Raw genomic sequence first — 24,508 nt, forward strand, 5'->3', positions numbered from 1 at the left:
TTGCCGGAAAACCTCGGCAACGACCCCAAAAACCAGGAAGGCGCTGAGCCAAACTTGGCATTTTAAATGACTCAAGCATTTTCACGTGTTCAGTTCATCATGGTGCAGCCCAGCCACCCCGGAAACGTGGGTTCGGCGGCGCGCGCCATCAAGACCATGGGCTTCGCCGACCTGATCCTGGTCGAGCCGCGCCAGCCCGACATGGCGGCGCAGCCAGAGGCCCTGGCGCTGGCCAGCGGGGCCGTGGACGTGCTCGAGCGCGCCCGGGTCTGCGCCACCCTGGAGGAAGCGCTGGCGCCAGTCACCCTGGCTTTCGCCCTGACGGCCCGGGTGCGCGACCTGGGCCCTCCGCCCTGCGACATCCGCCAGGCCGCCGAACTGGCGCGGGACCACCTGTCGGCCGACGGCCAGGCCCGCGCCGCGGTGGTGCTGGGCACCGAGCGATCCGGCCTGACCAACGCGCAGATCGCCCTGTGCCACCGCATCTGCCACATCCCGGCCAACCCGCAGTACAGCTCGCTGAACGTCGCGCAGGCCCTGCAACTGGCCGCCTGGGAAATGCGCTACGCCCTGCTGGCGGGCGCGGGCGCTCCCCTGCTGCCGGCCTCGGCCGCGCACGAGGCCGATCCGGGGGCGGCGCCCGCCACCGGGCAGGCCGTGCAGGCCTTCCTGGCGCACTGGGAACAGGCGTTGGTGCATGTGCAATTCCTCGACCCGGCCCATCCCAAGAAGCTGATGCCGCGCATGCGGCACCTTTTCAGCCGCTGCGACCTGAGCCGCGACGAAGTCGATATGCTGCGCGGCGTGTGCACGGCCATGCTGCGCAAAAAATAAGGCGGGCCGTCGGCCCGCCTTGGTCGATGGCGGCGCCGGCCCGGCCGGCGCGCGCCAAAGCTCAGTCTACGCGCGCGCCCGAGGCCTTGACCACGGGAGCCCAGCTCTCGACTTCCGACTTGATGAAAGCGCCGAATTCGGCCGGCGTGGTCTTCTCGCCCACGGCGCCCAGGCCCGCGAACGCCTTCTGCACTTCGGGCTTGTCCTGCGCCTTGACCATCACGGCGTTCAGCTTCTCGATCACCTCGGGCGGCGTGCCGGCCGGCGCGATCAGGCCGAACCACGACGACACGTCGAACTTGTCGAAGCCGGACTCCTGCATGGTGGGCAGGTCCGGGGCGGTGGGCGAGCGCTTGGCGGTGGTGACGGCCAGCGCCTTCAGCTTGCCGCCCTGCACGTGCGGCCACGAGGACGGCATGTTGTCGAACATGAACTGCACCTGGCCGCCGATCAGGTCGGTGACGGCCGGGGCGCTGCCCTTGTACGGCACGTGCAGGACGTCCAGGCCGGCGCGCATCTTGAAGAGCTCGCCCGCCATGTGGATGGACGTGCCGCTGCCCGACGAAGCGAACGCCAGCTTGCCGGGGTTGGCCTTGGCGTAGTCGACCAGTTCCTGCACCGACTTGACCGGCACCTGGGGATTGACCACCAGGATGTTCGGCACCTTGGCGCCCAGCGCCACCGGGGCGAAGTCCTTGGTCAGGTCGAAGGACACGTTCTTGTAGAGCGTCTGGTTGATGGCGCTGGTGACCGCGACGAACAGCAGCGTGTAGCCGTCCGGCTTGGCACGCGCCACGTAGTCGGTGGCGATGTTGCTGCCGGCGCCCGGCTTGTTCTCGACCACGAACGACTGGCCCAGCTCCTGGGTGAGTTCCTTGGCCATGATGCGGGCGATCACGTCGGTGGTGCCGCCGGCGGAAAACCCGACCACGATATGGACGGGTTTGTCCGGGTAGGCGGCCTGGGCGCTGGCGCCGACGGCGAGGGCGCCCAGGGCGCCGGCCAGCAGCGTGACGGCATGGCGGAAGAAGCGGGGTTTCTGACCTTTGGTCATGTAGGTGTCTCCTGTGACTCGTCCGTAGAGCGGACGCTACGGACGTAGAGGGCCCGATTTTCCACTAGCCACGGCCGCTTGGGCAAGGTAGAGTCCACCCCTCGGACAGTGGGGTTTCCCTATAGTCCAAGTCCTACGCATACATGACAGGTTGTTACCAGAGGATTGCATGCCGAGTTCAGAGCATTCCGCCGGTCCGCGCACCCTGCGCCGCGGGCTGACGGTGCTGGCCACGTTGCGCGACCATGGCGCGGCCGGGCTGAGCGTGACCGACATCGCGCGGCTTACCGCCATCCAGCGCCCCACCATCTACCGCCTGCTGGCGGCCCTGCTCGATGCCGGGCTGGTGCTGCCGGTGCCGGGCACCAAGAAATACCGGGCCCAGTGGGCGACCTGCGCGGACCCCTCCACGCCCGATCCGCGCGTCAGCCAGACCCTGCCGATCCTGCGGCGGCTGGCGGAACGCACCGGCGACGCGGTCTTCCTGGTGGTGCGCGAAGGCGATGAGTCGGTCAGCCTGCACCGCGAGATCGGCGGCTATCCGGTGCAGATCCTGGCCACTTATGCCGGCAAGCGCCAGCCGCTGGGAGTAGGCTCGGGCGGCATGGCGCTGCTGGCCGCCCTGCCCGACAACGTGGCCCATGGCATCGTCGAGCGCAATTCCGGCTACCTGGACGAATACGGCGGCATGACGCCGCATGAAATGCGGCGCCTGATCGAGAACACCCGCGCGCGCGGTTATGCGGTGGTGGGCAACCACGCGGTGCGCGGCGCGCTCGGGGTGGGCTGCGCGCTGCTCGACCCGCAAGGCGCGCCGATCCTGGCGATCAGCGTCACGGCGATCATCGACCGCATGCCGGCGCCGCGCCAGCGCGAGATCGCGGGCTGGATCCACGCCGAACTGGCGCGGCTGACGCTGCGCGGCTGATCAGGCGGCCGCCGCGCCGCCGTCTTTGGGCCCCTGGATCTCGCGCACGGGGATGGGCGGCTTGAAGCCAGCCGAGCCGAGGGTCTGGCGGATCTGGTGGAACAGGTCCCAGCGCAGGTCCCAGTATTGGGCGGACGCGCACCACACCCGTACATTGACCACCGTGCCGTTGTCCTTGTATTCGCTGACCTTGATCAGCGGCGCCGGGTCCTTGTTCACCATGGGGTGATCGGCCACCAGCGCGGCCAGGCGCTCCAGCGCCACGTTCAGGTCGTCGCCGTAATGCACGGTGACGGGAATGTCGAGGCGGCGCGTCACATTGCGGCTGTAGTTGGTGATGGTGGCGTTCCACACCACGCTGTTGGGCAGCGAGACATGGATGCCGTCGACCTGCACCAGCCGGCACAGGAACAGCCCGACTTCTTCGACCGTGCCTTCGGCGCCGCTGCTCAGCCCCACGTACTCGCCGGCGCGCAGGGGCCGCAGGATCAGCAGCATGATGCCGGCCGCGATGTTCTGCAGGGTGTTCTGCAGCGCCAGCCCGACCGCCAGGCCGGCGGCGCCCAGCACCGCGATCAGGCTGGCGGTCTGCACGCCGAAGCGCGCCAGCACGGCGATCACCGTGAAAATGCGCACGGCCCAGACCACCACGCTGTAGAACATGGGCACGATGGTGGGGTCGATGCGCGGCGAGCGTTGCGCGGCGCGCCGCACCCAGCGGCCCAGCAGCGACGATATCCACCAGCCGATGATCAATATCACCAAGGCCATGGCGATGTTGACGGCGCCGTCGGCCAGGCGCGGCATCAGCGTTTCCAGGCTTGTCAGGTATTCGTTCATGCGTGCTCCCATGATGCGGCGCGCGCGAGGCGGCCGCGCGCGTGTTTGAACAGCCGGAAACTGTATCAGATGCGCATGGCGTCGCCATGCCGCCAGGCTTACAGCCTGCGGAAGTGATTGTCCCAGGAAAGGCCGGCCGAGGGCGCCAGCACCGGCTGCGGCGCCAGCTCCGGGCCGGCGCGCACCATGGCGCCCAGGCCGCTGCTGACCAGGAAGCGGTCGGGCGCCAGCGGCGCCACCCCGCAGCCATCGGACAACCGGGTCAGGCCCAGGCAGCGACCGGTGGCGGTGTCCCAGTAGACCACCTGCCCGCCGACCGGGCTGCTGGTGGCGACCACGCCGCCGCCGGGGTCGGCCGCCACCGAGCCGACGTAATTGCGAAAACCGCGCAGCACATCGTCGGGGCCCGCGTACAGCTCGGGCTGGCGGCCGCGGCGGTGGCGCCCCACCAGCGGCGGGCGCTCGCCGGCCGGGCCGGTGTGCTGGCAGCCGAACCAGACCGCGCCATCGGCCGCCAGCGCCAGGTGGCGGATCGACAGGCGATGGTACTGCGGCGGCAGCTCGACCTGCTCGAGCAGGCGTCCGTCGGCCGCGTCCAGGTAGGCCAGCGACGGCCGCATGGTGTCCAGGTTCAGCTCCAGCTTGCCGTAGTCCGGATGCGTCAGGATGCCGCCGTTGGCCACGCAGAGGGTCTTGCCGTCGGGCATCAGCACCACTTCGTGCGGGCCGATGCCGCCAGTTTCGAATTCGCCGATGCGCCGGTAGGCGCCGCCATCGGACGCGTCGTAGACGCCCAGCACGCCATGGCCGGCCTCGTAGTCGTTCTCGGTCGCCAGCATGCGCCGGCCATCGGGCAGGAAGACGCCGTGGCCGAAGAAGTGTCGGCCCTCGGCGGCCTGCAGCGCCACCGGCGGCTGCGCGCCGTCGATGCGGAACGCGACCGCGAAGAAACCCGGCTGGCGGCCGAACACCACGGCGCGGCCGCGCGCCGGGTCCAGCGCGAAACTGTGGCCGCGCGCGGGCATGGGCACCACCTGCCGGTCGCGCCCTTGCGCGTCGAGCACCACGGCCTCGTAGCGCCCGCCGGCGCGCCGCGCCGCCAGGTAGAGCGGCGCGTCGGCGGCGGCGCGCAGCGTGGCGGGCGCCAGGCCGGCGGCGGCGGCCAGGGCGAGGAAGCGGCGGCGGTCAATCTCCATCGAGGGCATTGAATCCGATCATGACGCCCAGCGCGGGCGCGAAATTCTGGTCGACGATGTCTTTGGCATTTTTCAGGATCATGCCGGCCAGCGCCAGGCGCTGCCAGGTCGCCGGCGCGGCGACCGCCTGCTCGAGCGGCGCATCGACGGCCTCGAGCGCGGCGGCGGCACGCTCCAGTTCGCCGCGCACGGCCTGGTCGATCCAGGACTCGCCATCCGGGTAGCGATAGCCGCCCGCGTCGTAGAACGCGCGCATGCCGCGCACGCTGGCCGCCAGCGCCGGCAGGCTCAGGTCGCTGCGCCACAGCGCGGCGCGCTTGAAGCGCGCGGCCTCGGCCGAGTCGCCCAGCACCGGCGCCAGCTTGACGTCGCGCGCGAACTGCAGGCCCGTGGACAGCGCCTTGACCGCCTCGGCCGCGACTTCCTGCTGGCTGCGGTACAGATCATTGGCGGGCGCCGGCGCCGTGAACTGGCGGCCGTAGTCGCCCTGCGGGCTCCAGGCCTGCTTCAGCGCGTCGGACACCGCGGCGACATTGGCCGCCACCGCCACGGCATAGCGGCAGGCATAGCCGGCATCGGCCTGGCCGCCCTGCTCCAGCAGCGCGGGTTCGCCGTACAGCACATATTCCAGCGCCGGCAGGCCTTGCAGCGCCACGCTGCGCGCGGCCAGCGCGCCCGGCGCCACGGCCCGCGGGTCGGCCTCGGCCAGCAGCGCGCGCACCTGGCGCTGCATCACGCCGCGCGTATCCGGCCAGAACGCCAGGCGTTCATAGCGATTGCCCTGCACCAGCGGGCCGAAGCGCAGGAACTCCACGCCCGACCAGGCCAGCACCGTATCGCGGAAGGCCTGCCGCACCGGCTCGGCCCGGCCCGCCTGTGGATGCTTGCACCAGGCCGCCAGCGCGTCTTCCAGGCCATGCGCGCGCTCGGCCAGCGCGGCCATGGCGGGACGCGCATAGCCGTCGGCCAGCCGCGCCCCCAGGTCGGCGGGCGCCGCCGCCATGGCCGGCGCGCCGGCCATGGCCAGGCAGGCGGCCGACAGCCACTTCTTGTACTTCAGCATGCTTTCACTCCTTGCCGCGCCGCTCACAGCGACTCCAGGAAACGGATCAGGTCGGCGCGCTCCTGCGGGGTCATCGCCACCACGCGGTCGCGGGCCGCCTGGGCCTCGCCGCCGTGCCACAGGATCGCCTCGAGCAAAGTGCGCGCCCGGCCATCGTGCAGCCAGGTGGCGTTCGGATTGACGGTGCGCGTCAGGCCAATGCCCCACAGCGGCGGCGTGCGCCATTCGCTGCCGCCGGCCTTGCCTTCGGACACCCCGTCGGCCAGCCCTTCACCCATATCGTGCAGCAGCAGGTCGGTATACGGCCAGATGAGCTGGAAGCGATGCTCCGGGCGCTCGGCGTCGCGCCGCGTCACATACTTGGGCACATGGCAGGCCACGCAATTGGCCTGGTAGAACAACTTCTTGCCCGCCAGTACGCGCGCGTCATCGACCTCGCGGCGCTGCGGCACGGCCAGGTTGACCGCATAGGTGGTGACGAAGTCCATCAGCTCGCCAGGCACTTCGTGTTCGCCCAGGCGCGGCTGCGCGCCGTGCGGCATGTCGAAGCAGGCGGCCTGCGCGGCGGTGCATTCCCCGTAGTGGCTGGGGAACATCGGCGTGGACAGGCCCATGTCATTGGAGAACGCCACCGCGCTCTGCTGTTCCACCGTGGGCTGGCTGGCCTTCCAGTTGAAGCGCCCCAGCTCCATCTTGCCGGTGCGCGCGTCGCGCACCCAGTTGGGCCGGCCGCTGATGCCGTCGCCATGGTCGGCCGCGGCGTTGGCCAGGATATCGGCCGGATGGACCGCCTCCAGCAGCCCCAGCCCGATCATCGGCGGCGCCAGCCGCGGCGAGAGCTGCAAGTCGGCGCTCGGCGGCCCGTAGCCCGGGTCCTCGATGCGGTAGGTGGGCTTCATCAGCGTGGCGGTCTCGCCGCCATTGAGCGCCACGCTGACCGGCTCGTAGTCGATCTCCAGGCGGCCCTCGGCCGGCAGGCCGGCCACCGCGAAATTCTGCAACTGCGAGCCATAGACCGGATCGGGCACGAAGTGCCATTCCCCGGAAGCCAGCTTGCGGCGCTGCTCGTCAGTGGTCGGCGGCACCGACAACCGCATCAGCAGCGCCACTGCGTCCGAGCGCTCCAGCGGGTCGAAGCCCGGCACCGTGCCGCGGCCGTCCTTCGTATGACAGGCCTGGCAGGAACGCGCGTTGAACAGCGGCCCCAGGCCGTCCGAAGCCTGGGTGGACGACGGCGCCGACACCCAGTCCTTGCGGAACAGGCCATTGCCGACCTGGAATTCCTGCCGGCCCTCGAATGTCAGGTTGGCGGACGGGTGCGAGAAAATATCCGCGTTGACCAGCTTGCGGGTGGTGGTGGCGCCGCCCGGCAGCGTCTCGAACGTCTCGGCGCGCGAGAAATCGCGGGTCGGCGCGGTGACCTCGGCCACCCGCGCGCGGTCCTTCTCGTCCAGGTCATCGCGCCCGCCGGATGCGGCCGCGGCGCCGGCTCCCGCCAGCGCCGCCAGTACTGCAACTGCGATCTTGCTCACTGGAATACGGCTTCCGGCTTGTCCAGGCTGTCGGAACCTTCCAGCGCGACGTCGCCCAGTTCCAGCACGGCGATGACGCGCTCCAGGCTGCGGGTCTGGTCGATCAGGGCGTCGATGGCCTTCTGCACCACGGCATTGCCCTCGGCATTGCCGCCGGCGATCATCTGGTCGTAGGTCTCGACCTTCTCGGCGCGGTCGCGCATGGCCTGCATGGCGGCCACCGTGGCATCCAGCTTGGCGCGCATCTCGGCGTCCAGCTTGGGATCGCGCGCCTTCACCAGGTCCGACACGCTGGCGCCGGAGACAGCCTTGCCGTCGACCCGTTCATACGCACCCAGGTACACGTTGCGGATGCCGATCTGGTTGTAGTAGTGCGAGTTGTGCGTGTTGTCCGAGAAGCAGTCGTGCTCTTCTTCCGGATCGTGCAGCATCAGGCCGAGCTTCATGCGCTCGCCGGCCAGCTCGCCGTACGACAGGCTGCCCAGCCCGGTCATCATGGCCACCAGCCCCGCCTTGGGATCCTGCCCGACCGCCTTGCGCGCCGCGCCGTCCTGCTGCCAGTTGCCGACCATCTCTTCCAGGTCGGCCACCAGCAGGTCGGTCACGGCGCGCAGGTACTCGACGCGGCGCTCGCAATGGCCGCCGGTGCACTGGGCCGGATCGAAATCGGTATGCGGACGATTGCCGGCATGGCGCTCCTGCGGCGTGCCCTGGCGATCGGCCGGCGCGGGGCCGCTGCCGTTCAGGTCCTGGCCCCACAACAGGAATTCGATGGCATGGTAGCCGGTGGCCACGTTCGCCTCGATGCCGTCGGCCTCGTGCAGCGTCTCGGACAGCAGCTCGGGCGTGATCTTGCTGGCGTCTATGGTCTTGCCGCCCACCGAGATCTTGGAATTGGCAATGATATTGACCGCATAGAATGCGTTCTGGTCGCTCTCGGTGCCGTAGGCGGCGTCGACGTAGTCGATCAGGCCTTCGTCCAGCGGCCAGGCGTTGACCCGGCCTTCCCAGTCGTCCACGATGGGGTTGCCGAAGCGGAATGCTTCGGTCTGCTGGTATGGCACGCGGGCAGCCAGCCAGGCCGCGCGCGCGGCTTGCAGGGTGGCCGCGCTGGGCTTGTCGATCAGCGCGTCGATCGCGGTGCGCAAGGCCTTGGCAGTGGCCAGGGAATCCTCGTAGCCGGCCAGCGCGATATCGGAATACGTCTGCAGTACCGCCTTGGGTTCGGCGGCCGCCTGGGCCGCGCCACCGGTCAGGGCGGCCAGCAGTACCGCGCCGTAGAGCAACTTGCGCATCGAATGATCTCCTGTGTTGGCGATGCGCGCCCCGCGTGGCCGCGCATCATTGATATCGATCACGCAAGTGTAAACAATTTTCGTTCAATGTTCAGTGAAATGTCAGTCAGGTGACTGTCAATGGCGGGTGGCAGGCTGCAGCCAACCGCGCAGCAGGCGGGTGATCAGGGGAATGCAGACGAACGACAGCACCGGCGTCATGCAGGCGGTGGTGGCCAGCACGCGCCAGAACAGCGGCATCGCGCTCAACTGCTCGTTGAGCAACGTGCTGAACAGCAGCAGCATGGGGAAGTAGGCCAGCCAGATGCTCACGGCCTGCTTCCAGCGGGGCGGCGCGCTGCGCGGCGGGCCGAACCAGCTGTCCATGCCGCTGGCCCGGTGCGTGCGGCTGGCCCGCACCAGGCCGGCGCCGCGCTCCAGCCACATGCGGCGCGGCAGCGAATTTTCCCAGCGCGCCAGGTTGGCGGGGCCATCGAAGCGCAGCACGATCTGGTATTGGTCGCCGCCCTCGGGCGGCTGCAGCACGCCTGAACCGAGAAAGCCCGGGAAACCGGCGGCGAGGATTTCGCCCTGGCGCAGCCATGCCAGGAAATCGCCATAGCGGTCGGGAGGAATCTGGCGGGTGACGAGCATCGTCACGGGCGCGGGACAACGAGCGGACATGCGGGACTCCTATGCTGCGCGGGCCGGCCCGGACGGCGCCGGCCCCTCGGTATTTACCCTAGCAAGGCCTGTGCCAATTCGCCGCCGCCCGGCCGCTCCCGCGCGCGCCGCCGGGCCGCCCCGGCGCGCCCGCCGCGGCTGCACCGCGCCAGTCACCGCGATGGGGAGCGCCCTGCCCAGGCGGCACCGCCATGGTGCGTATTGAGCGGGCCAAGTCGCGGGTCTACACTGGGCGATCCCCCAACCCGTGGAGCACGTGCATCATGAGCACCTACAAGATTGCGGTATTCGTCGGCAGCCTGCGCGCCGCGTCCTTCAATCTGCGGCTGGCCCGCGCGCTCGAAAAGCTGGCGCCCGACACGATCGAGTTCGAGTACGCCAGTCTCGGCGACGTGCCGCTGTACAACCAGGACAACGAAATGTCCATGCCGCCGCAAGCGGCCAAAGTGAAGGACCTGATCGCCCGTGCCGACGGCCTGCTGTTCGTGACGCCCGAGCACAACCGCTCCGTTCCGGCGGCGCTGAAGAACGCCATCGACTGGGGGTCGCGCCCGTGGGGCAAGAACTCCTGGACGGGCAAGACGGCCGGCATCGTGGGCACTTCGCCCAGCGCGGCGGGCACGGCCATGGCGCAACAGCACTTGCGCAACATCCTGGCTGCCGAGGGCGTCAATGTGCTGACCACGCCGGAAGTCTTCCTGCAGTACACCGAAGGCCTCATCGACGACGAATACACCATCACCAACGAAGGCACCCGCAAGTTCCTGCAGGGTTGGCTGGACCGCTACCTGGCCTGGGTGGCCAAGCTGGCCGCCTGACGCGCGCCGCCGCCGCGCCCCGCCGCGCCCCGAGCGGCGGCGCGCGGCGCGGCGGTTTATCCCCGCCGGATGTGGATAAACCCCTGAACAGGTTTCGGACAAGCACAAAAAGTGCCTGCGCCACAATGACTTGCGACGCGCGATCAAGGAATGCGCAGCGCCCGCCGGCGCCGTTTATCCACGCACGATGTGGATAAACCCTTGAACAGTTTTCGGACAATCGAAAAAAAGGCTGGCGCCGCAATGACTTGCGACGCGCGCTCAAGGAATGCGCAAGGACGCGGATACGCTATTCGAGCCGCATGCCGATCTTCAGGCCGACCTGCCAGTGGGCCACCTTGCCATCCTTGATGTGGCCACGCACCTCGGTGACTTCGAACCAGTCCAGGTTGCGCAGGGTGTCGGATGCGCGGGCGATGGCTTGCGCAATCGCGTCATCGGACGACGTGGTGGACGACCCCACCAGTTCGATCTGCTTGTAGACATGGCTGTTGGACATGGCTGTTCTCCCGCAAGAATGTGGCGACATGCCAGGGCGCAGAATCGCCAGCCCGGCGCGGCCGGGTCGAATCCATTGTGGCACGATAGCCGCCGCCTGCCTACGCGGCGCGGCGGCCCCGGCCGGCGCGCATTATCATTGGGCATCCCGACTCGCCAGCGGCGTCCCGGCGGCGCCCGGCCACGGCAAGGCACCGCTCCTCCGCGATCATGCGCTATCGACTTCCTCCCCTGAATACCCTGCGCATCTTCGAAGCCATCATGCGGCGCGGCTCGATACGCCAGGCCGCCGAGGAACTGTGCCTGACGCCCCAGGCGGTCAGCCAGCAACTCAAGCAGCTCGAGGCGCACCTGGAGCAGCCGCTGTTCCTGCGCAATATCCGCAGCCTTACGCCCACCCAGGCCGCCAACACCCTGTACGACCATGTGCGCGGCGGCCTGGACCGCTTCGCCGACGGCGTGAACGCGATCCAGACCTCGCGCGCCTCGCAACAGCTATATCTTTATGTCAGCCCGTATTTCGCCACCGAGCTGCTGGTGCCCAGGCTGGGCAATTTCACCGCCGCGCAGCCCGGCATCGACATCCGCATGGCGGTGGGCGTGGACCTGGTCGGGCTGGACGACCGGGCCATGGATGCCGCCATTCACTGGGACTACGGCGGCAACGCCGATTATGTCGAAACGCCGCTGATCGACGACCTCAAAGTGCTGGTCGCCACGCCCGGCCTGCTGCAGCGCATTCCCCTGCACAGCCCGCGCGACCTGCTCAAGCACAGCGTGGTGACTTCGCTGGTGGCGAATTCGCTGTGGGACGACGCCCTCGACCTGCTGGGCGTGCGGGAGCGGGCGCCGCAGCCCTTCATGCTGCTGCACACGCACGCCGCCATGATGGAAGCCATACTCGCCGGCCTGGGCGTGGGCTTCATTTCCTATGCCGACGCAGTGCGGGAAGTGGCGGCGGGCCGGCTGGTGGCGCCCTACGGCATGGACCTGCTGAAACAGCTGCCGGCGGAAAAAACCCCGCGCTTCAGCCTGCTGATCAAGCCCGACCGCAAGAACTCGCCGCTGCTGCGGCAATTCACCCGGTGGCTGCTCGACTACGTCTGCACCGAGGAAGTGGTCGGGTATCCGTCAAAATGCCGCCAGGCGCGCGCGCCGCAACCGGTGCCGGGCCGGCGCCGGCGCGCCGCCCTGCCGTGACGGCCGCTCAGCCCGGCCGCGGCGCGTCGCCGTTCATCGGCTGCCAGGTGCGATCGCGGCTGAACAACAGCGCCACGATGCCGACCGCCGCGCCGAACATCAGGTAATAGGCGGGCATCATCGTGTCGCCCGTACGCTGGATCAGCCAGGCATTCAGCATGGGCGCCGTGCCGGCGAACAGGGCCACCGACACGTTGTAGCTGACCGCCATGCCGGTAAAGCGCACATTGGTGGCGAACAGCGCCGGCACGGCCGAGAAAATACTGCCCAGCATGGCGGCCAGGCACAGGTTCATGACCATCAGCGCCCCGAACTTGGCCAGGTAGCCGCCCGTGGACAAGAGGGTGAAGCACGGCACCGCCAGTACCAGGATCGCCACGCTGCCGGCCAGCATGGCCGCCTTGCGCGTGATGCGGTCGGCCAGCGCGCCCATGACGGGGATCATGGCGATCAGGAACAACTGTGGTCCCACCGACAGCATGAACCCCTGCGACGGGTCCATGGTCAGGGCGCTGATCAGGTAGGTGGGAATGTAGGTCACCACGGTATAGAGCGTGATGTTGGTCACGATGATCAGCCCGCATGACTGCAGCAACGGCCCCATGTGCGTCTGGAACAAGTGCTGCCAGCTCGCGCGCGGATGGGCGTCGCGATTCTCGCGCACCGCCTCGAACGTGGGTGTCTCTTCCAGGTGGTTGCGGATATACAGGCCGATCGCGCCCAGCGGCAGGGCCAGTAGGAACGGCAGGCGCCAGGCCCATTGATGGATCTGCTCGGCAGTGAAGAAATAGGTCAGCAGCGTGGTGACGATGGCGCCGAAAGCGAAGCCGCTGATGCAGCCCACCTGGATCCAGCTGGTGATGGAACTGCGGCGCCGGTCCGGGCAGTATTCAGCCACGAAGATCGCCGCGCCGCTGCCTTCGCCGCCCGCCGAGATGCCTTGCAGCAGGCGCAGCACGACCAGCAGGATGGGCGCCGCGATGCCGATGGTGCCGTGCGACGGGATCAGGCCGATGGCGAACGTGGCGACCGCCATCATCAGGATCGTCGCCGTCAGCACCTGCTTGCGGCCGTAGCGGTCGCCGATCGGGCCGAACAGGAAGCCGCCGAACGGCCGCGCGAAGAAGGCGACCGCGAATGCCGCCAGCGAGGCGACAAGCTGCGTGCCGGGCGCGCTGGCGGGGAAAAAGACCTTGCCCAGGATGCTGGCCAGGTATCCGTAGACGGAGAACTCGAACCATTCCACGAAGCTGCCCACCACCGACGCCAGGACGACGCGGTTCAGTTCTTTCTTGCCGACCTCGCGCGGGCGGACGGCCGTGCCGGCGTCCGGCTGCTCGCGCGCCGGCGCCTGTGCCGGCAGGGCGCCCGCCGTGCGTATTGCGTTCGTGCTCATTGTTTTCCCCAGAACGTGCTTGCGTTGAATGAAGGCGGGCTGCGCCGCGCCGCTGCCGGGCCGCGCGGCATCGGGCGCCGGGCGGATGGTCGTCCGGCGGAGGCCGCGCGGCTGTCCTGCTATTCGAAGACGTGCGGATAATCGCGGCGCGCCTGCGCCTCGCTGATGTATCCGTACTGCAGGTCGCGCCTGACCAGTTCGGCCGGCCGCTGCGCCGCCTGCCCGAAGCCGCCGCCGCCCGGCAGGTCCAGGACCAGGCGCCGCCCTTCCGGAATCAGCTGGCTGCCCTTGGCGCGCAATTCGCTGCCATCGTCCAGGGCCACGCGGCCGGCCGCGCCCGCGCCGCCGCCGGCATGGCCGCGCGCCGGGTGGTCGACGCGGTCGAACATGGCGTTGAGGGTGAACTGGTAGCCCTCGTGCGCGCCGATCTCGATCCGCTGTCCCAGGCCGCCGCGCCACCGGCCGGCGCCGCCCGAATCGGGCCGCAGTTCCTTGCGCCACACCACGATCGGGCCGATGCTCTCGGTCACTTCGGCCGACATGGTATGCACGCCGCTGGGAAATGCCGTGGTGCTCAGCCCGTCGCTGGCCGGACGGGCGCCGGTGCCGCCGGTATTGAAGATCAGCATTTCGTGGCGCGAGTGGCGATTGTCGTCGCGCACGCCCTGGAAGCGCATCTGCAGGTTCCACAACGCGCTGGCGCCCTCGGCCGGGACCAGCTCGGGCAGGTAGGCTTGCAGCGCGCCCAGCACGACATCGGGCAGCAGGTGGCCCAGCACATGGCGCACCGCCACCGGCGCGGGAAACGGCGCATTGAGAATGCAGCCTTCCGGCGCGCTGATCTCGAACGGCCGCAGGGACGCCCAATTGTTGGGAATCTCGGGCGCGATGGCGCACTTCAGGGCATAGCAGGCATAAGCCTTGGTGTAGGTCAGCGGCACGTTGATGCCGTACTTGCTGGGCCCGGAGGTTCCGGCGAAATCCGCGTACATGGTGCCGTCCCGGGCATGCACGCTGACCCGCAGGTCGATGGGGCTCTCGTAGCCGTCGACCCGCATCTCGTAGGCGTGCCGGCCTGCCGGCAACGCGGCGATGTACTCGCGCGTGGCCCGCTCGCTGTGCTCGAAGATGAACGCGGCCAGCCCGGCCAGGTCGGGCAGCTCGAATTCATCCAGCATGGCTTCCAGGCGGCGGCGGCCGGTGTCATTGCAGGCCACCAGCGAATGAAAATCGCCAATCACCTGGTCGCGCTCGCGCACGTTGTGGCGCAGCAGCTCGACCAGGTCGTCGTTCAGCGCGCCGGCCTTGTAGAACTTCATCGGCGGGATGCGGATGCCCTCTTCATACACGTCGCCGGCATCCGGGCCGAAGCCCCGCCCGCCGATATCCACCACGTGCGCGGTCGAGGCGAAGAAACCGATCAGGCGCGGCCCGCCCTGGCCGCCCGGCTTGCGGTAGACCGGAGTGACCATGGTGATGTCGTGCAGGTGGCCGGTGCCCATCCAGGGGTCGTTGGTGACCAGCACGTCGCCGGGCGCCAGGCCGCCGTCGCCGAACCGGGCCACGAAATGCCCCACCGATTCGGCCATGGAATTGACGTGCCCGGGCGTGCCCGTCACTGCCTGCGCGATCATGCGGCCCTGGGCATCGAAGACGCCGGCGGACAGGTCGCCCGCCTCGCGCACGCTGGTGCAGAACGCCGTGCGGACCAGGGTGGCGGCCTGCTCCTCGACCACCGAGATGAGCCGGTTCCACATGATTTGTTCGCGGACTTTGATGCGCGTGTTCATTTCACACCTCTTCCTTCTGCAGACGCTGGATGAGCAGGCAGCCGTCCGGTTGCAGGACCACGCTGTAGCTCGGGCTGATATAGGTGGACGTTTCCTTCTCGGTCACGATCACGGGACCGTCCAGGCGCACATCGGCCGGCAGGCCGGCCCGGTCGTAGATGGCGCAATCGACGAATGCGCCGGACTTGGCATCGAACACCTCGCGGCGGTCGACGGGCGGATGCGCCTGGCGCGTGCCCGCGCGCGCGCCCATGCTCGGCCGCACGCGCTCGGGCGGCGGCGTCTCGGTGCGCAGCGACAGCGCCCAGCTCACCACTTCGATGTCCAGCCCGGCCACCTCATGGCCGAACAGCTGCGTGTAGGCGCGCACGAAATTGGCCCGCAGCGCCTCCAGGCCGGCGGCGTCGAGGGCGCCGGCCGGCGCGTCGACCGGGATCTCCCAGCCCTGCCCCGCGTAGCGCATGTAGGCGCGCAGTTCCCGCACAGCCGGGCCGCCGTGGCCGGTCTCGCGCAGGAATCCGGCCACTTCCTCGTTCATCTCTTCGATCATGCCGTTGACGGTGGCCAGGTCGAACCGGCTCAACCGCATCACGGCGCTGCGCAGCGACTCGTAGCCGAACGGCGCGCGCAGGAAGCCGATCGCCGAGCCGACCCCCGCGCCGGGCGGCACCAGCAGGCGCTCCATGCCGAGCTTCTCGCACAGGCGCGCCGCATGCAGCGGCGCGGCGCCGCCGTAGGCGATCATGGTGTATTCGCCCAGGTCGCGGCCGCTTTCCACGGCATGCATGCGCGCCGCGTTGGACATGTTCTCGTCGACCATTTCAGCCACCGCATACGCTGCCTGCACCGTCTCGCCCTGCAGCGGATCGGCCACATGACGCTGCAGCGCATCGCGCGCGGCCGCGGTGTCCAGCGTGATCGAGCCGCCGGCGAAACGCCGGGCGTCGAGCTTGGCCAGCACCAGGTCGGCGTCGGTCACGGTGGGCTGCCCGCCGCCGCGCCCGTAGCAGGCCGGGCCGGGCTCCGAGCCGGCGCTTTCCGGGCCGACGCGCACCTGCTTCAGGTCGTCCACGTGCGCGATCGAGCCGCCGCCGGCGCCGATCTCCACCATCTCGATCACCGGGATCGAAATGGGCATGCCGCTGCCCTTCTTGAAGCGGTACGTGCGCGCCACTTCGAAGGTGCGCGCGGTCTTGGGGTGCAGGTCCTCGATCAGGCAGATCTTGGCCGTGGTGCCGCCCATATCGAAGGACAGCACCCGCTCCAGGCCGTACCGGGCCGCCACGTGGCTGGCGTAGATCGCCCCGCCGGCCGGCCCGGACTCGAGCAGGCGCACCGGGAATTCCGCCGCGCTTGCCAGCGACATCAGCCCGCCGCCGGAGTGCATCATGTACAGGGGGCAGGCCATGCCCGCGCTCGCCAGCGCGCCGGCCAGGCGGTTCAGGTACGACGACATCAGCGGCTTGACGTACGCATTGGCGCACACCGTATTAAAGCGCTCGAACTCGCGGATCTGCGGCGACACTTCGCACGAGATCGAGACCGACACATCCGGCAACGCGCGCAGCAGCCGCTCGCGCACCTGCCGCTCGTGCGCGCCATTGCGGTAGCTGTGCATCAGGCCCACCGCCACGCTGGTGAATCCGCCGGCGCGGATCGCATCGATGATGCGGTCCAGCCCCGCCATGTCCAGCGGCGCCAGCTCGCGGCCGCCGGCGTCCAGGCGCCCGCCCAGCGCGTACCGGTCGCAGCGCGGGATCAGGGGCGCGGGCAGTTGTATGGTCAGGTCGTATTGCTCGAAGCGCCCTTCATTGCGCATCTCGATCACGTCGCGGAAGCCTTCGCTGGTGATGAAGGCGGTGCGGGCGCCGCGCCGCTCGATCAGCGCATTGGTGGCCAGGGTGGTGCCGTGCACGATGGCGCCGATCGCCGCCGGCGCGATGCCGGCCTCCTCGGTCGCCAGCTTGAGGCCCTGCACGATGGCGCGCTCGGGCCTGGTGTAATCGGTCAGCACCTTGGCGGCGTACAGCCGCCCCTCGTGTTCCAGCGCGACATCGGTGAAAGTGCCCCCGATGTCGACCCCCGCCCTGCAAGCCAGCCTGGTGTCGCTCATGTATTGCCCGTGTCTGGTGAATGGATCCGCGCGGCCGCCGCTTGCGGCGCCGCCCTCGTCCGACCATCATCGGGCACCGGCCGCGATTGTGACAAACAAGTAATAACGAGGTTTAGGGCAAGCCAGGCTAGGCCAGCAATTACCCTTAGACGGCCCGCCGCGGCGCCGGCCGGCCGCCCTCCGCAATGACCGCGTCATACAGGCCACGTAACCTCTGCCCGTTTTGCTGAATGGCAGCTTAACGACCGACCAAAATTCCAAGAGGTTCACATGTCCTACTTGACAGATAAATTGCGTGCTCCCCGCCGTGAAGCACAGGGAGAAGTCACGGTCCCCGGGCAGATGTTCGACGAGATCGTCGCCGCGAACCCGGCCCGCCGCACCATTTTGAGAAACAGCCTCGGCCTGTCGATTCTGTCTGTCTTTGGCGCCACGCTGGCCGGCTGCGGCAGCAGCAGCGACGACGATGACGACAGCCCCGCGCCCGGCGACGGCGATGGCGGCGACAATGGCGGCACTGATCCCACGGGCCCGGACTATTCGGTCAATTTCGAGCCGCTGGGCGACAAGATCATGGCCGACACCGTGACCGTGCCCAAGGGCTATGTCGCCGAAGTACTGTATTCGGCCGGCGACAAGTGCATGATCGGCTCGCTCGGCTATACCGGCATCCCGCAGGCCTATCCCGCCACCGAGACCCAGGCCGGCGGCCAGCACGACGGCATGCACTTCTATCCGTTGGAAGGCGTGGACCCGAACAAGGGCGGCCTGCTGGTCCTGAACCACGAGAACGTCGACGACGCCACGCTCGACCTGGCCACCGACGCCACCCGCACCAATTTGTCGAACGTGGGCGTCTCGGTAATCGAGATTGCCCGCACCGACGACGGCAAGTGGTCGGTCAACCCCAATTCGCGCTACAACAAGCGCTACACCGGCAATACCGTCTACAACGTCGGCGGCCCGGCCGCCGCGGCCGTGGGCGCCACGGTCACCGGCACGCTGAACAACTGTGCCAGCGGCCCCACGCCCTGGGGCACCTACCTGACCTGCGAAGAGACCACCGACAACTACTGGGACCCGACCCAGCCCGAGGAAGGCTACGGCTGGGTGGTCGAGATCGACCCCTACGATCCGAACTCCACCGCCGTCAAGCGCACCGCCATGGGCCGCTTCGACCACGAGAACACCGCGTACATGCTCGACGAGAACAACCGCGTCGCCTTCTACATGGGCGACGACGGCACGCCGGGCTGCATCTACAAGTTCATCCCCAGCAAGCCCTACGACCCGGCCAACCGCGTCAACAACCTCGGCCTACTGGACGAAGGCACCCTGTACGCCGCCCGCTTCAATGACGACGGCACCGGCAACTGGGTCGAGCTGACCGTCGGCAAGAACAACCTGACGGCCGGCGCCGTCGATCCGGGCAACTACACCCAGGTCCCCCCGGGCACCCTGCCGCCGACCTCGCTGATCGATTTCAACAGCCAGGCCGACGTGCTGATCAACACCAAGGCCGCCGCGCGCGTGGCCGGCGCCACCCTGATGGACCGCCCGGAATGGATCACCGTGGGCGTGGACAAGACCATCTATTGCACGCTGACCAACAACAGCCGCCGCCAGCGCACCAGCGCCGCCAACCCGCGCATCAACAACGCGCACGGCCACATCGTGCGCTGGAAGGAGCGCGGCGACTCGCCGCTGGCCACGACCTTCGAATGGGACCTGCTGCTGCTGGCCGGCCACGACCCGGCCGACGGCGCGGCGGAGAACGTCACGGGCAACATCAACGGCGACGATTTCTCCAGCCCCGACGGCATCCGCGTCGACCCGCAAGGCCGCCTGTGGGTGCAGACCGACTCGGGCGCGATCGACGAGTTCGGCCACAATGCGATGTACTACATCGACCAGAAGACCGGCGAATCGAAGCGCTTCCTGGTGGGTCCCACCGGCTGCGAAATCACCGGCATCGCCTATACGCCGGACCTCACCGCCTTCTTCATCAACATCCAGCATCCGGATGGCGCCTGGAACACGGTGCGCGCGGGCGGCGGCGACGCGCGCTCGGCCACGGTCGTGGTGCGCCGCGAGGACGGCAGGCCGGTAGGCGCCTGACCGCCTTGCGGGCCGCCAGCCGACGGCGGCGGCCCGCAGGGCGGCGCAGCCGGCCCGCCTCGCTGCCGCGCATCGGCCGGGCCGGCTGCGCGGCGCTTCAGGTATCGATGACGCGCCGCGTGAACAATTCCAGATAATCCATCAGCCGGTTGGCGCCCACCACCGCCTCGGCGGCCTTGCCGCTGGCAATGGCCTCGGCCATGGCCAGGTGCGCGGCCGCCCCCTCGGCAATCTCGCCTTCGTGCTGGTAGGCATACCAGAAGCGCCGGCATTGCACCACCAGCGGCACCACGGCCTTGACCGCCGACTGGTTGCGGCAGGCCTCGTGGTTGACGTGGTCCAGTTCCTGGTCGGCCGTCATGTAGTCGTCCAGGTTGCCGCGCTCGGCGGCGCGCGCCATCTTGCGGGCACAGGCCAGCAGCGCCTTGCGCTGGACATCGGTGGCGCGGCGCGCCGCGCTGGTCGCGATCAGCTGCTCCAGCACGCGCCGCGTGGCCAGCACGTCCAGGTGTTCCATCACGTCGATGGTGGAGACCCGCAAGCCGCGCCGCGGCTGCTGCACGATCAGCCCGATGGAAACCATGCGCATCAGCGCCTCGCGCACGGGCGTGCGCCCCAGGCCCGTCATTTCGGCCAGCTCGGCTTCGATGACGGGGCTGCCCGGCGCGATCTCGAGCTTGGAGATCAGGGTTTCGATCTTGTCGTACGCAAGGTCGGCGGCCCGCCGCTTGGGCAGGCGGGCCGCCGCGGATGCTTGAGTCTTGTTCATGGACGGTAGCGTACCGGAATGCCGCCGGGCCTGTGCGGCCCGGCGTGCGCCAGAATTTACAAGGTGGCGCCGACCTTGCGCAAATCGGCGATCTGCGGGGCCTTGGGCAGCCAGAGCTTGTCGAAGGCGGCGATGGCCGGCTGCGGGTCGTAGCCCGCGTCGCTCTTGAAGGCGATCGGGGTCTGCTTGAGTTTCTCGATCAGGCCTTGCTCGGTGGTGACGATGTTGTCGATCTGGGCGTCCAAGGCCTGGCCGACCAGGCCACGGATCAACTCCTTGTCCTTGCCGTCCAGGTCCTTCCAGACGCGGCCCGACACCAGCGGCGCGAACGGCATGAACAGCGCATTCATGGGCAGCAGGGTCTTCGAAACCTTGTCGAAGCGCTGGTTCCACGAAAACTCGATATCGGCCTCCAGGCCATCGACCTGGCCGTTGGTCATGGCGTCGAACACCGCCGGCGTGGGGATGGGCGTGGGCGCGGCGCCGAAGAATTGGTAGAAATCGCGGTAGACCGGCGTCGGGTTGATGCGCAGCTTGAGCCCCTTCAAGTCGTCCGGCGTATTGATGTCGCGCGTGGCGAACACCACCCGCATGCCGGTAATGCCCCAGCCCAGGCCGATGGTGCCGGTCTCGCGCGGCAGCGCGTCCAGCAGCTTGAGCGCCTGGGGCGTGCGCACCAGCTTGGCGACGCTGGCGGTCGAGCGCACCAGGTACGGGGCATTGATGGCGGCCACGCTATTTACACGCGAGCCCAGTTCGGCCGCCTGGATCCAGCCCATGTCCAGCGCGCCGGTCTGCAACTGCTGCATCATGGCCGGCTCGTTGCCGAGCTGGCCCGAGTGGAACACCGTGACGCTCAGGCGGCCGCCGGTCTCTTTCTTCAGCGCCTCGCCAAAGGCCAGCGCGGCGTTGTTCCACGAATGCCCGGCGGGCGTGATGACGCCCAGGCGGAACTCGCGCGCCGAAGCGGCGCGTGCCTGGCTCGTCAGGATCAAGGGGGCGGCCGTGGCGGCCAGGGCGGTCTGCATGAAGCGGCGGCGGGAACAAGTGGTCATGACGCGATCCTGTGGTCGAGTGTTATGTAGGGAACAACAGACAGCGTGAAAGGCCCCGCCTACTTGAGCAGGGCCAGCGACAGGGACGGGAAGAACGAGAGCACCACCAGCGCGACGCAGCAGACGATGAAGAATGGCAGCGTCACGATGAACATCTTGCCGGGCTTGGCGCCCGTGACCGCCGCGGCGACGAAGAAGCACAGTCCCACCGGCGGCGACATCAGGCCCAGCACCAGGTTGATCACCACGATCACGCCGAAGTGGATCGGGTCGATGCCGTAGATTCCGGTGGCCACCGGCAGCAGGATGGGCACCGTCATGATCAGGCCTGGAATACCGTCGATGACCGTGCCGATCACCAGCAGGATCAGGTTGGCGATCAGCAGGAACGCCAGCGGCGTGTCCGCCACGGTCTGGATCCAGGCGGCCACCATCTGGGGCACCTTGCCGTAGATCAGCAGCCAGGAAAACACCGCCGCGGCGGCGACCAGGAACAGCACGATCGCGGCATAGATGGCCGAGCGCAGCATGATGTCGGGCAGCATGCGCCAGCGGAACTCGCCGGTGATGTAGCGGCCCACCAGCGCGGCGGCCAGGGCGCCCACGCCGGCCGCCTCGGTCGGATTGGCCAGCCCGGAGGCGATCGAGCCGACGATGATCACCGGGATCGACAGCGTGGGGCTGGCGCGCAGCACGATGGCGGCCCGCTCGCGCAGCGTCTTGCCGGCGCTGCGCGGATACCTGTAGACCACGCCCAGCGCCGCGATGATGATGAAGAACAGCGCCGTCAACAGCAGGCCCGGCAGGATGCCGGCGATCAGCATGTCGCCCACCGCCACCTGCGCCAGCACGCTGTAGACCACGAACATCACCGACGGCGGAATGATGGAGCCCAGCATGCCGCCGTAGACGGTCAGGCCGGCGGCGAAGGTCTTGTCGTAGCCCTGGCGCTCCATCTCGGGCACCATGGTCTGCGACATCACCGCCACCTGCGCGGTGGCCGAGCCGATGATCGACGACACCAGCGCGTTCGCCAGCACGTTCACGTAGGCCAGCCCGCCCTTGACCGAGCCGATGAAGGCCATGGCCAACTCCACCAGGCGCCGCGTGATGCCGCCATTGTTCATGATCTCGCCGATCAGGATGAACAGCGGAATGGCGATCAGCCCGTAGCTGTCGACGCCGGCGAACATCTGCATGGGAAACGACTGCAGCAGCACGGTGTTGCCGGTGCCGAAGATATAGACCAGCCCGGCCAGGCACAAACACACGCCGATCGGCACGCCCACCAGCAGCACGGCCAGGAAGAAGATCGAGGTCAGCATGTCAGTTCACCATGTCCGGGCTGGCCACCGGGAAATCCTTGCGCGACTGGCGCGGCGCCCAGGCGAGGTCCTCGAACAGGTTGCTCAAGGCATGCAGCGTCAGGCACACGGCGAACAGCGGCAGCACCAGCCGCAGCACCCAGGCGGGCCAGTTCAGCGTCTGCGTGCGCTCGGTGTAGAGGAAATTGAACGAGTCGGCCGCGTAGGCATGCGCATCGAAGCCGTGCCGGGCAATGCCCGCCGGATCCATCCAGGTCCAGCACATCCACGCCAGCGCCAGGCCGAAACACAGCACGCACGCGGTGGCCACGATGCGCGCGGCCCGCCTGCCGCGCGGGCCGAGCTGGTCGGTCAGCATGCCGACCGAAAAATCGAGGCGCAGCCGCGTCATGATCGATGCGCCGATGAAGGTCAGCCACACCATGGCGTACACCGAGGCCTCGTCGATCCAGTAGATCGGCACGCCGGCATAGCGCGTGGCCACATTGACCAGCACCAGCCCCACCAGCAGCGCCATGAAACCGCTGAGCAGCCGGCGCTCGATGCGCAGCACGAATTCAGAGGCGTTGACGATCCAGCGCACCGGCGCGGCGATGGCGGCATGGGGAGAGTCGTTATCCGGGAAAGGCATCGGGCTGAACTCTGTGGTGGGGCGGCCCGCCGCTCATCTGGACAGCGGGCCGGCGATGGAAGGAGCCGTTCAGGTATCTTGAACAGATATTTGAAATATATTTAATTCTGTCGCAAGCGCCGGCCTGGCGGCATTGGTTATTTCCCTTAGTCGACGGCCCGCTCCATGCCGGTCCCGGGCGCGGGCGGCTACATGACCGAGCGATACTGTTCCGGACGCTCGGCCAGCGCGCGCTTGACCACGGCCTCGACGTAGGCGCGCTCTTCGCCCACCAGCGGCAGGCGGGGACGGCGCATATGCTCGCTGCCCACCCCCACCAGCGCGTCGATCAACTTGAGGTTCTGCACCAGCTTGGTGGACACATCCAGGTGCAGCAGCGGCGTCATCCAGCGATAGAGGGCCAGCGCCTCGGCGAACTGGCCAGCTTTCATCAAGTCGTACAGCGCCACCGTCTCGCGCGGGAAGGCGCAGCCCACGCCGGCCAGCAAGCCGTCGCAACCCAGCGCCAGGCCTTCGTAGGCCAGGTCGTCCACGCCCATGAAGATCTGGTAGCGATCGCCCAGCGCGTTGCGCAGGTCGGTCACGCGGCGCACGTCGCCGGTGCTTTCCTTGATGGCCGCGATCCACTGGCAATCGGCCAGCTCGACCATGTGCTCGGGCTTGAGGTCGACCCGATAGGCCACCGGGTTGTTGTAGACCATCACCGGTTTCTGGGCCGCCTCGGCCAGGGTGCGCACATTCTGCATGGCCTCGCGCGCATCGGCCACGTAGACCACCGAGGGCATCACCATGAACCCGGCCACGCCCAGCTTGTTGGCGCCCTCGATATACCGCAGCGCTTCGCGCGTGCTGGTCTCGGACACATTGGCCAGCACCGGGATGCGGCCGTCGGCGGCCTCCAGCGCGATGCGGGCCACTTCCAGCTTTTCTTCCAGCGTCAGGGTGCTGGCCTCGCCCAGCGAACCGCAGGTGACCAGGCCATGGATACCGTTGCGGATCTGGAAATCGATGTGCTTGATGGTGCCCGCCGCGTCGATGCGCTCGTCGGCGTGGAACTTGGTGGTGATGGCCGGGAAAATGCCGGTCCAGCGGGTGGCGTTCATGCGCGCTCCTTATGCACGGGGTTGAACCAGGCGGCTCGCCTGTTGATATCCTGTAAATATATTTAAGATATCTTAGGCTACCAGGAAATGCGCCGCGCGCGATTGAGGGTTTTCCATGAGCGGGCGGCGCGGCACGCCGCCAGGCGGCGGCAGCAGGCGCGCAAGGTACAAGGTGTCTGGCACCCCTTCGACCGCCGTGGCCAGCTCCCCGGATTGCCACGGGGTGTCAGACACCCGGACGAGGTTTTCCATGAGAAAGCCATTGCGGCCTCCCCGGTACGGCCTCG

22 protein-coding genes are annotated in these 24,508 nt (G+C 68.5%); 5 read left to right on the forward strand and 17 right to left on the reverse strand.

All coding sequences use genetic code 11. The features are described from left to right. Positions 1–66 precede the first annotated feature (66 nt). Entirely contained in the window at positions 67–834 is a 768-nt protein-coding gene (locus ACKTT0_RS00485; protein ID WP_407847223.1) for an RNA methyltransferase, read from the forward strand. Positions 835–895: 61 nt separating this feature from the next. Here ACKTT0_RS00485 and ACKTT0_RS00490 read toward each other — a convergent pair whose 3' ends face one another. Next, positions 896–1,888 (reverse strand): Bug family tripartite tricarboxylate transporter substrate binding protein, encoded by a 993-nt coding sequence (locus ACKTT0_RS00490; RefSeq protein WP_407847225.1) that lies wholly within the window; start codon positions 1,886–1,888, stop codon positions 896–898. 169 nt (positions 1,889–2,057) lie between these two features. Here ACKTT0_RS00490 and ACKTT0_RS00495 point away from each other — a divergent pair, with 169 nt between their 5' ends. Then, the gene (locus ACKTT0_RS00495; RefSeq protein ID WP_407847226.1) at positions 2,058–2,816 is read left to right on the forward strand and encodes an IclR family transcriptional regulator; all 759 of its coding nucleotides are present in this window, start codon (positions 2,058–2,060) and stop codon (positions 2,814–2,816) included. Here the strand turns inward: ACKTT0_RS00495 and ACKTT0_RS00500 are convergent, their stop codons facing one another. From ACKTT0_RS00500 to ACKTT0_RS00525, 6 genes are all read right to left on the reverse strand, one after another. Beyond that, the gene (locus ACKTT0_RS00500; protein WP_407847227.1) at positions 2,817–3,656 is read right to left on the reverse strand and encodes a mechanosensitive ion channel family protein; all 840 of its coding nucleotides are present in this window, start codon (positions 3,654–3,656) and stop codon (positions 2,817–2,819) included. It lies immediately after the preceding gene. Between the two features lie 98 nt (positions 3,657–3,754). Further along, positions 3,755–4,852, reverse strand: coding sequence for a DUF1513 domain-containing protein (locus ACKTT0_RS00505; RefSeq protein ID WP_407847229.1), 1,098 nt, complete (start codon positions 4,850–4,852; stop codon positions 3,755–3,757). Beyond that, entirely contained in the window at positions 4,842–5,915 is a 1,074-nt protein-coding gene (locus ACKTT0_RS00510) for an imelysin family protein (protein ID WP_407847230.1), read from the reverse strand. Before ACKTT0_RS00510 ends, ACKTT0_RS00505 begins: the two co-directional genes overlap by 11 nt. Positions 5,916–5,938: 23 nt before the next feature. Further along, a complete protein-coding gene (locus tag ACKTT0_RS00515) occupies positions 5,939–7,447 on the reverse strand; it encodes a di-heme oxidoreductase family protein (protein WP_407847231.1) in 1,509 nt (502 codons plus the stop codon). Next, complete coding sequence (locus ACKTT0_RS00520) at positions 7,444–8,742, reverse strand: imelysin family protein (protein WP_407847232.1); 1,299 nt, start codon at positions 8,740–8,742, stop codon at positions 7,444–7,446. Before ACKTT0_RS00520 ends, ACKTT0_RS00515 begins: the two co-directional genes overlap by 4 nt. Before the next feature lie 117 nt (positions 8,743–8,859). After that, positions 8,860–9,405, reverse strand: a complete 546-nt coding sequence (locus ACKTT0_RS00525) for a putative antibiotic biosynthesis monooxygenase (RefSeq protein ID WP_407847234.1) — start codon at positions 9,403–9,405, stop codon at positions 8,860–8,862. A 263-nt stretch (positions 9,406–9,668) separates the two neighbouring features. Between ACKTT0_RS00525 and ACKTT0_RS00530 the strand changes: the two genes are divergently transcribed. Beyond that, positions 9,669–10,223 carry an NADPH-dependent FMN reductase gene (locus ACKTT0_RS00530; RefSeq protein WP_407847235.1) on the forward strand — a complete coding sequence of 185 codons (555 nt, stop codon included), beginning with the start codon at positions 9,669–9,671 and terminating at the stop codon, positions 10,221–10,223. Between the two features lie 289 nt (positions 10,224–10,512). On the opposite strand, the gene ACKTT0_RS00535 is transcribed toward ACKTT0_RS00530, so the two are convergent. Further along, complete coding sequence (locus ACKTT0_RS00535) at positions 10,513–10,722, reverse strand: dodecin (protein WP_407847237.1); 210 nt, start codon at positions 10,720–10,722, stop codon at positions 10,513–10,515. Between the two features lie 209 nt (positions 10,723–10,931). On the opposite strand from ACKTT0_RS00535, the gene ACKTT0_RS00540 reads away from it, so the two are divergent. Then, entirely contained in the window at positions 10,932–11,921 is a 990-nt protein-coding gene (locus ACKTT0_RS00540; RefSeq protein ID WP_407847238.1) for a LysR substrate-binding domain-containing protein, read from the forward strand. Positions 11,922–11,928: 7 nt separating this feature from the next. On the opposite strand, the gene ACKTT0_RS00545 is transcribed toward ACKTT0_RS00540, so the two are convergent. The 3 genes from ACKTT0_RS00545 to ACKTT0_RS00555 form a co-directional block, all read right to left on the reverse strand. Then, positions 11,929–13,317, reverse strand: a complete 1,389-nt coding sequence (locus tag ACKTT0_RS00545) for an MFS transporter (protein WP_407847239.1) — start codon at positions 13,315–13,317, stop codon at positions 11,929–11,931. A gap of 119 nt (positions 13,318–13,436) precedes the next feature. Beyond that, positions 13,437–15,107, reverse strand: a complete 1,671-nt coding sequence (locus tag ACKTT0_RS00550; protein WP_407847241.1) for a hydantoinase B/oxoprolinase family protein — start codon at positions 15,105–15,107, stop codon at positions 13,437–13,439. A gap of 1 nt (position 15,108) precedes the next feature. Next, positions 15,109–17,220, reverse strand: a complete 2,112-nt coding sequence (locus tag ACKTT0_RS00555; RefSeq protein WP_407847243.1) for a hydantoinase/oxoprolinase family protein — start codon at positions 17,218–17,220, stop codon at positions 15,109–15,111. Positions 17,221–17,490: 270 nt separating this feature from the next. On the opposite strand from ACKTT0_RS00555, the gene ACKTT0_RS00560 reads away from it, so the two are divergent. After that, complete coding sequence (locus ACKTT0_RS00560) at positions 17,491–19,338, forward strand: PhoX family protein (protein ID WP_407847245.1); 1,848 nt, start codon at positions 17,491–17,493, stop codon at positions 19,336–19,338. A gap of 97 nt (positions 19,339–19,435) precedes the next feature. On the opposite strand, the gene ACKTT0_RS00565 is transcribed toward ACKTT0_RS00560, so the two are convergent. From ACKTT0_RS00565 to ACKTT0_RS00590, 6 genes are all read right to left on the reverse strand, one after another. Then, positions 19,436–20,107, reverse strand: coding sequence for a GntR family transcriptional regulator (locus ACKTT0_RS00565; RefSeq protein ID WP_407847246.1), 672 nt, complete (start codon positions 20,105–20,107; stop codon positions 19,436–19,438). A 56-nt stretch (positions 20,108–20,163) separates the two neighbouring features. After that, positions 20,164–21,162, reverse strand: a complete 999-nt coding sequence (locus ACKTT0_RS00570; protein WP_407847248.1) for a TRAP transporter substrate-binding protein — start codon at positions 21,160–21,162, stop codon at positions 20,164–20,166. A 59-nt stretch (positions 21,163–21,221) separates the two neighbouring features. Then, on the reverse strand, positions 21,222–22,487 hold the full coding sequence (locus tag ACKTT0_RS00575; protein WP_407847250.1) for a TRAP transporter large permease: 1,266 nt from the start codon (positions 22,485–22,487) through the stop codon (positions 21,222–21,224). 1 nt (position 22,488) lies between these two features. Further along, entirely contained in the window at positions 22,489–23,118 is a 630-nt protein-coding gene (locus ACKTT0_RS00580; protein WP_407847252.1) for a TRAP transporter small permease, read from the reverse strand. Between the two features lie 188 nt (positions 23,119–23,306). After that, positions 23,307–24,221, reverse strand: coding sequence for a dihydrodipicolinate synthase family protein (locus ACKTT0_RS00585; RefSeq protein ID WP_407847254.1), 915 nt, complete (start codon positions 24,219–24,221; stop codon positions 23,307–23,309). A 72-nt stretch (positions 24,222–24,293) separates the two neighbouring features. Next, positions 24,294–24,473, reverse strand: coding sequence for a hypothetical protein (locus ACKTT0_RS00590; RefSeq protein WP_407847256.1), 180 nt, complete (start codon positions 24,471–24,473; stop codon positions 24,294–24,296). Between the last annotated feature and the right edge of the window lie 35 nt (positions 24,474–24,508).

This window comes from Bordetella saccharivorans (genome assembly GCF_045862855.1).
Classification (GTDB): domain Bacteria; phylum Pseudomonadota; class Gammaproteobacteria; order Burkholderiales; family Burkholderiaceae_B; genus Bordetella_A; species Bordetella_A petrii_F.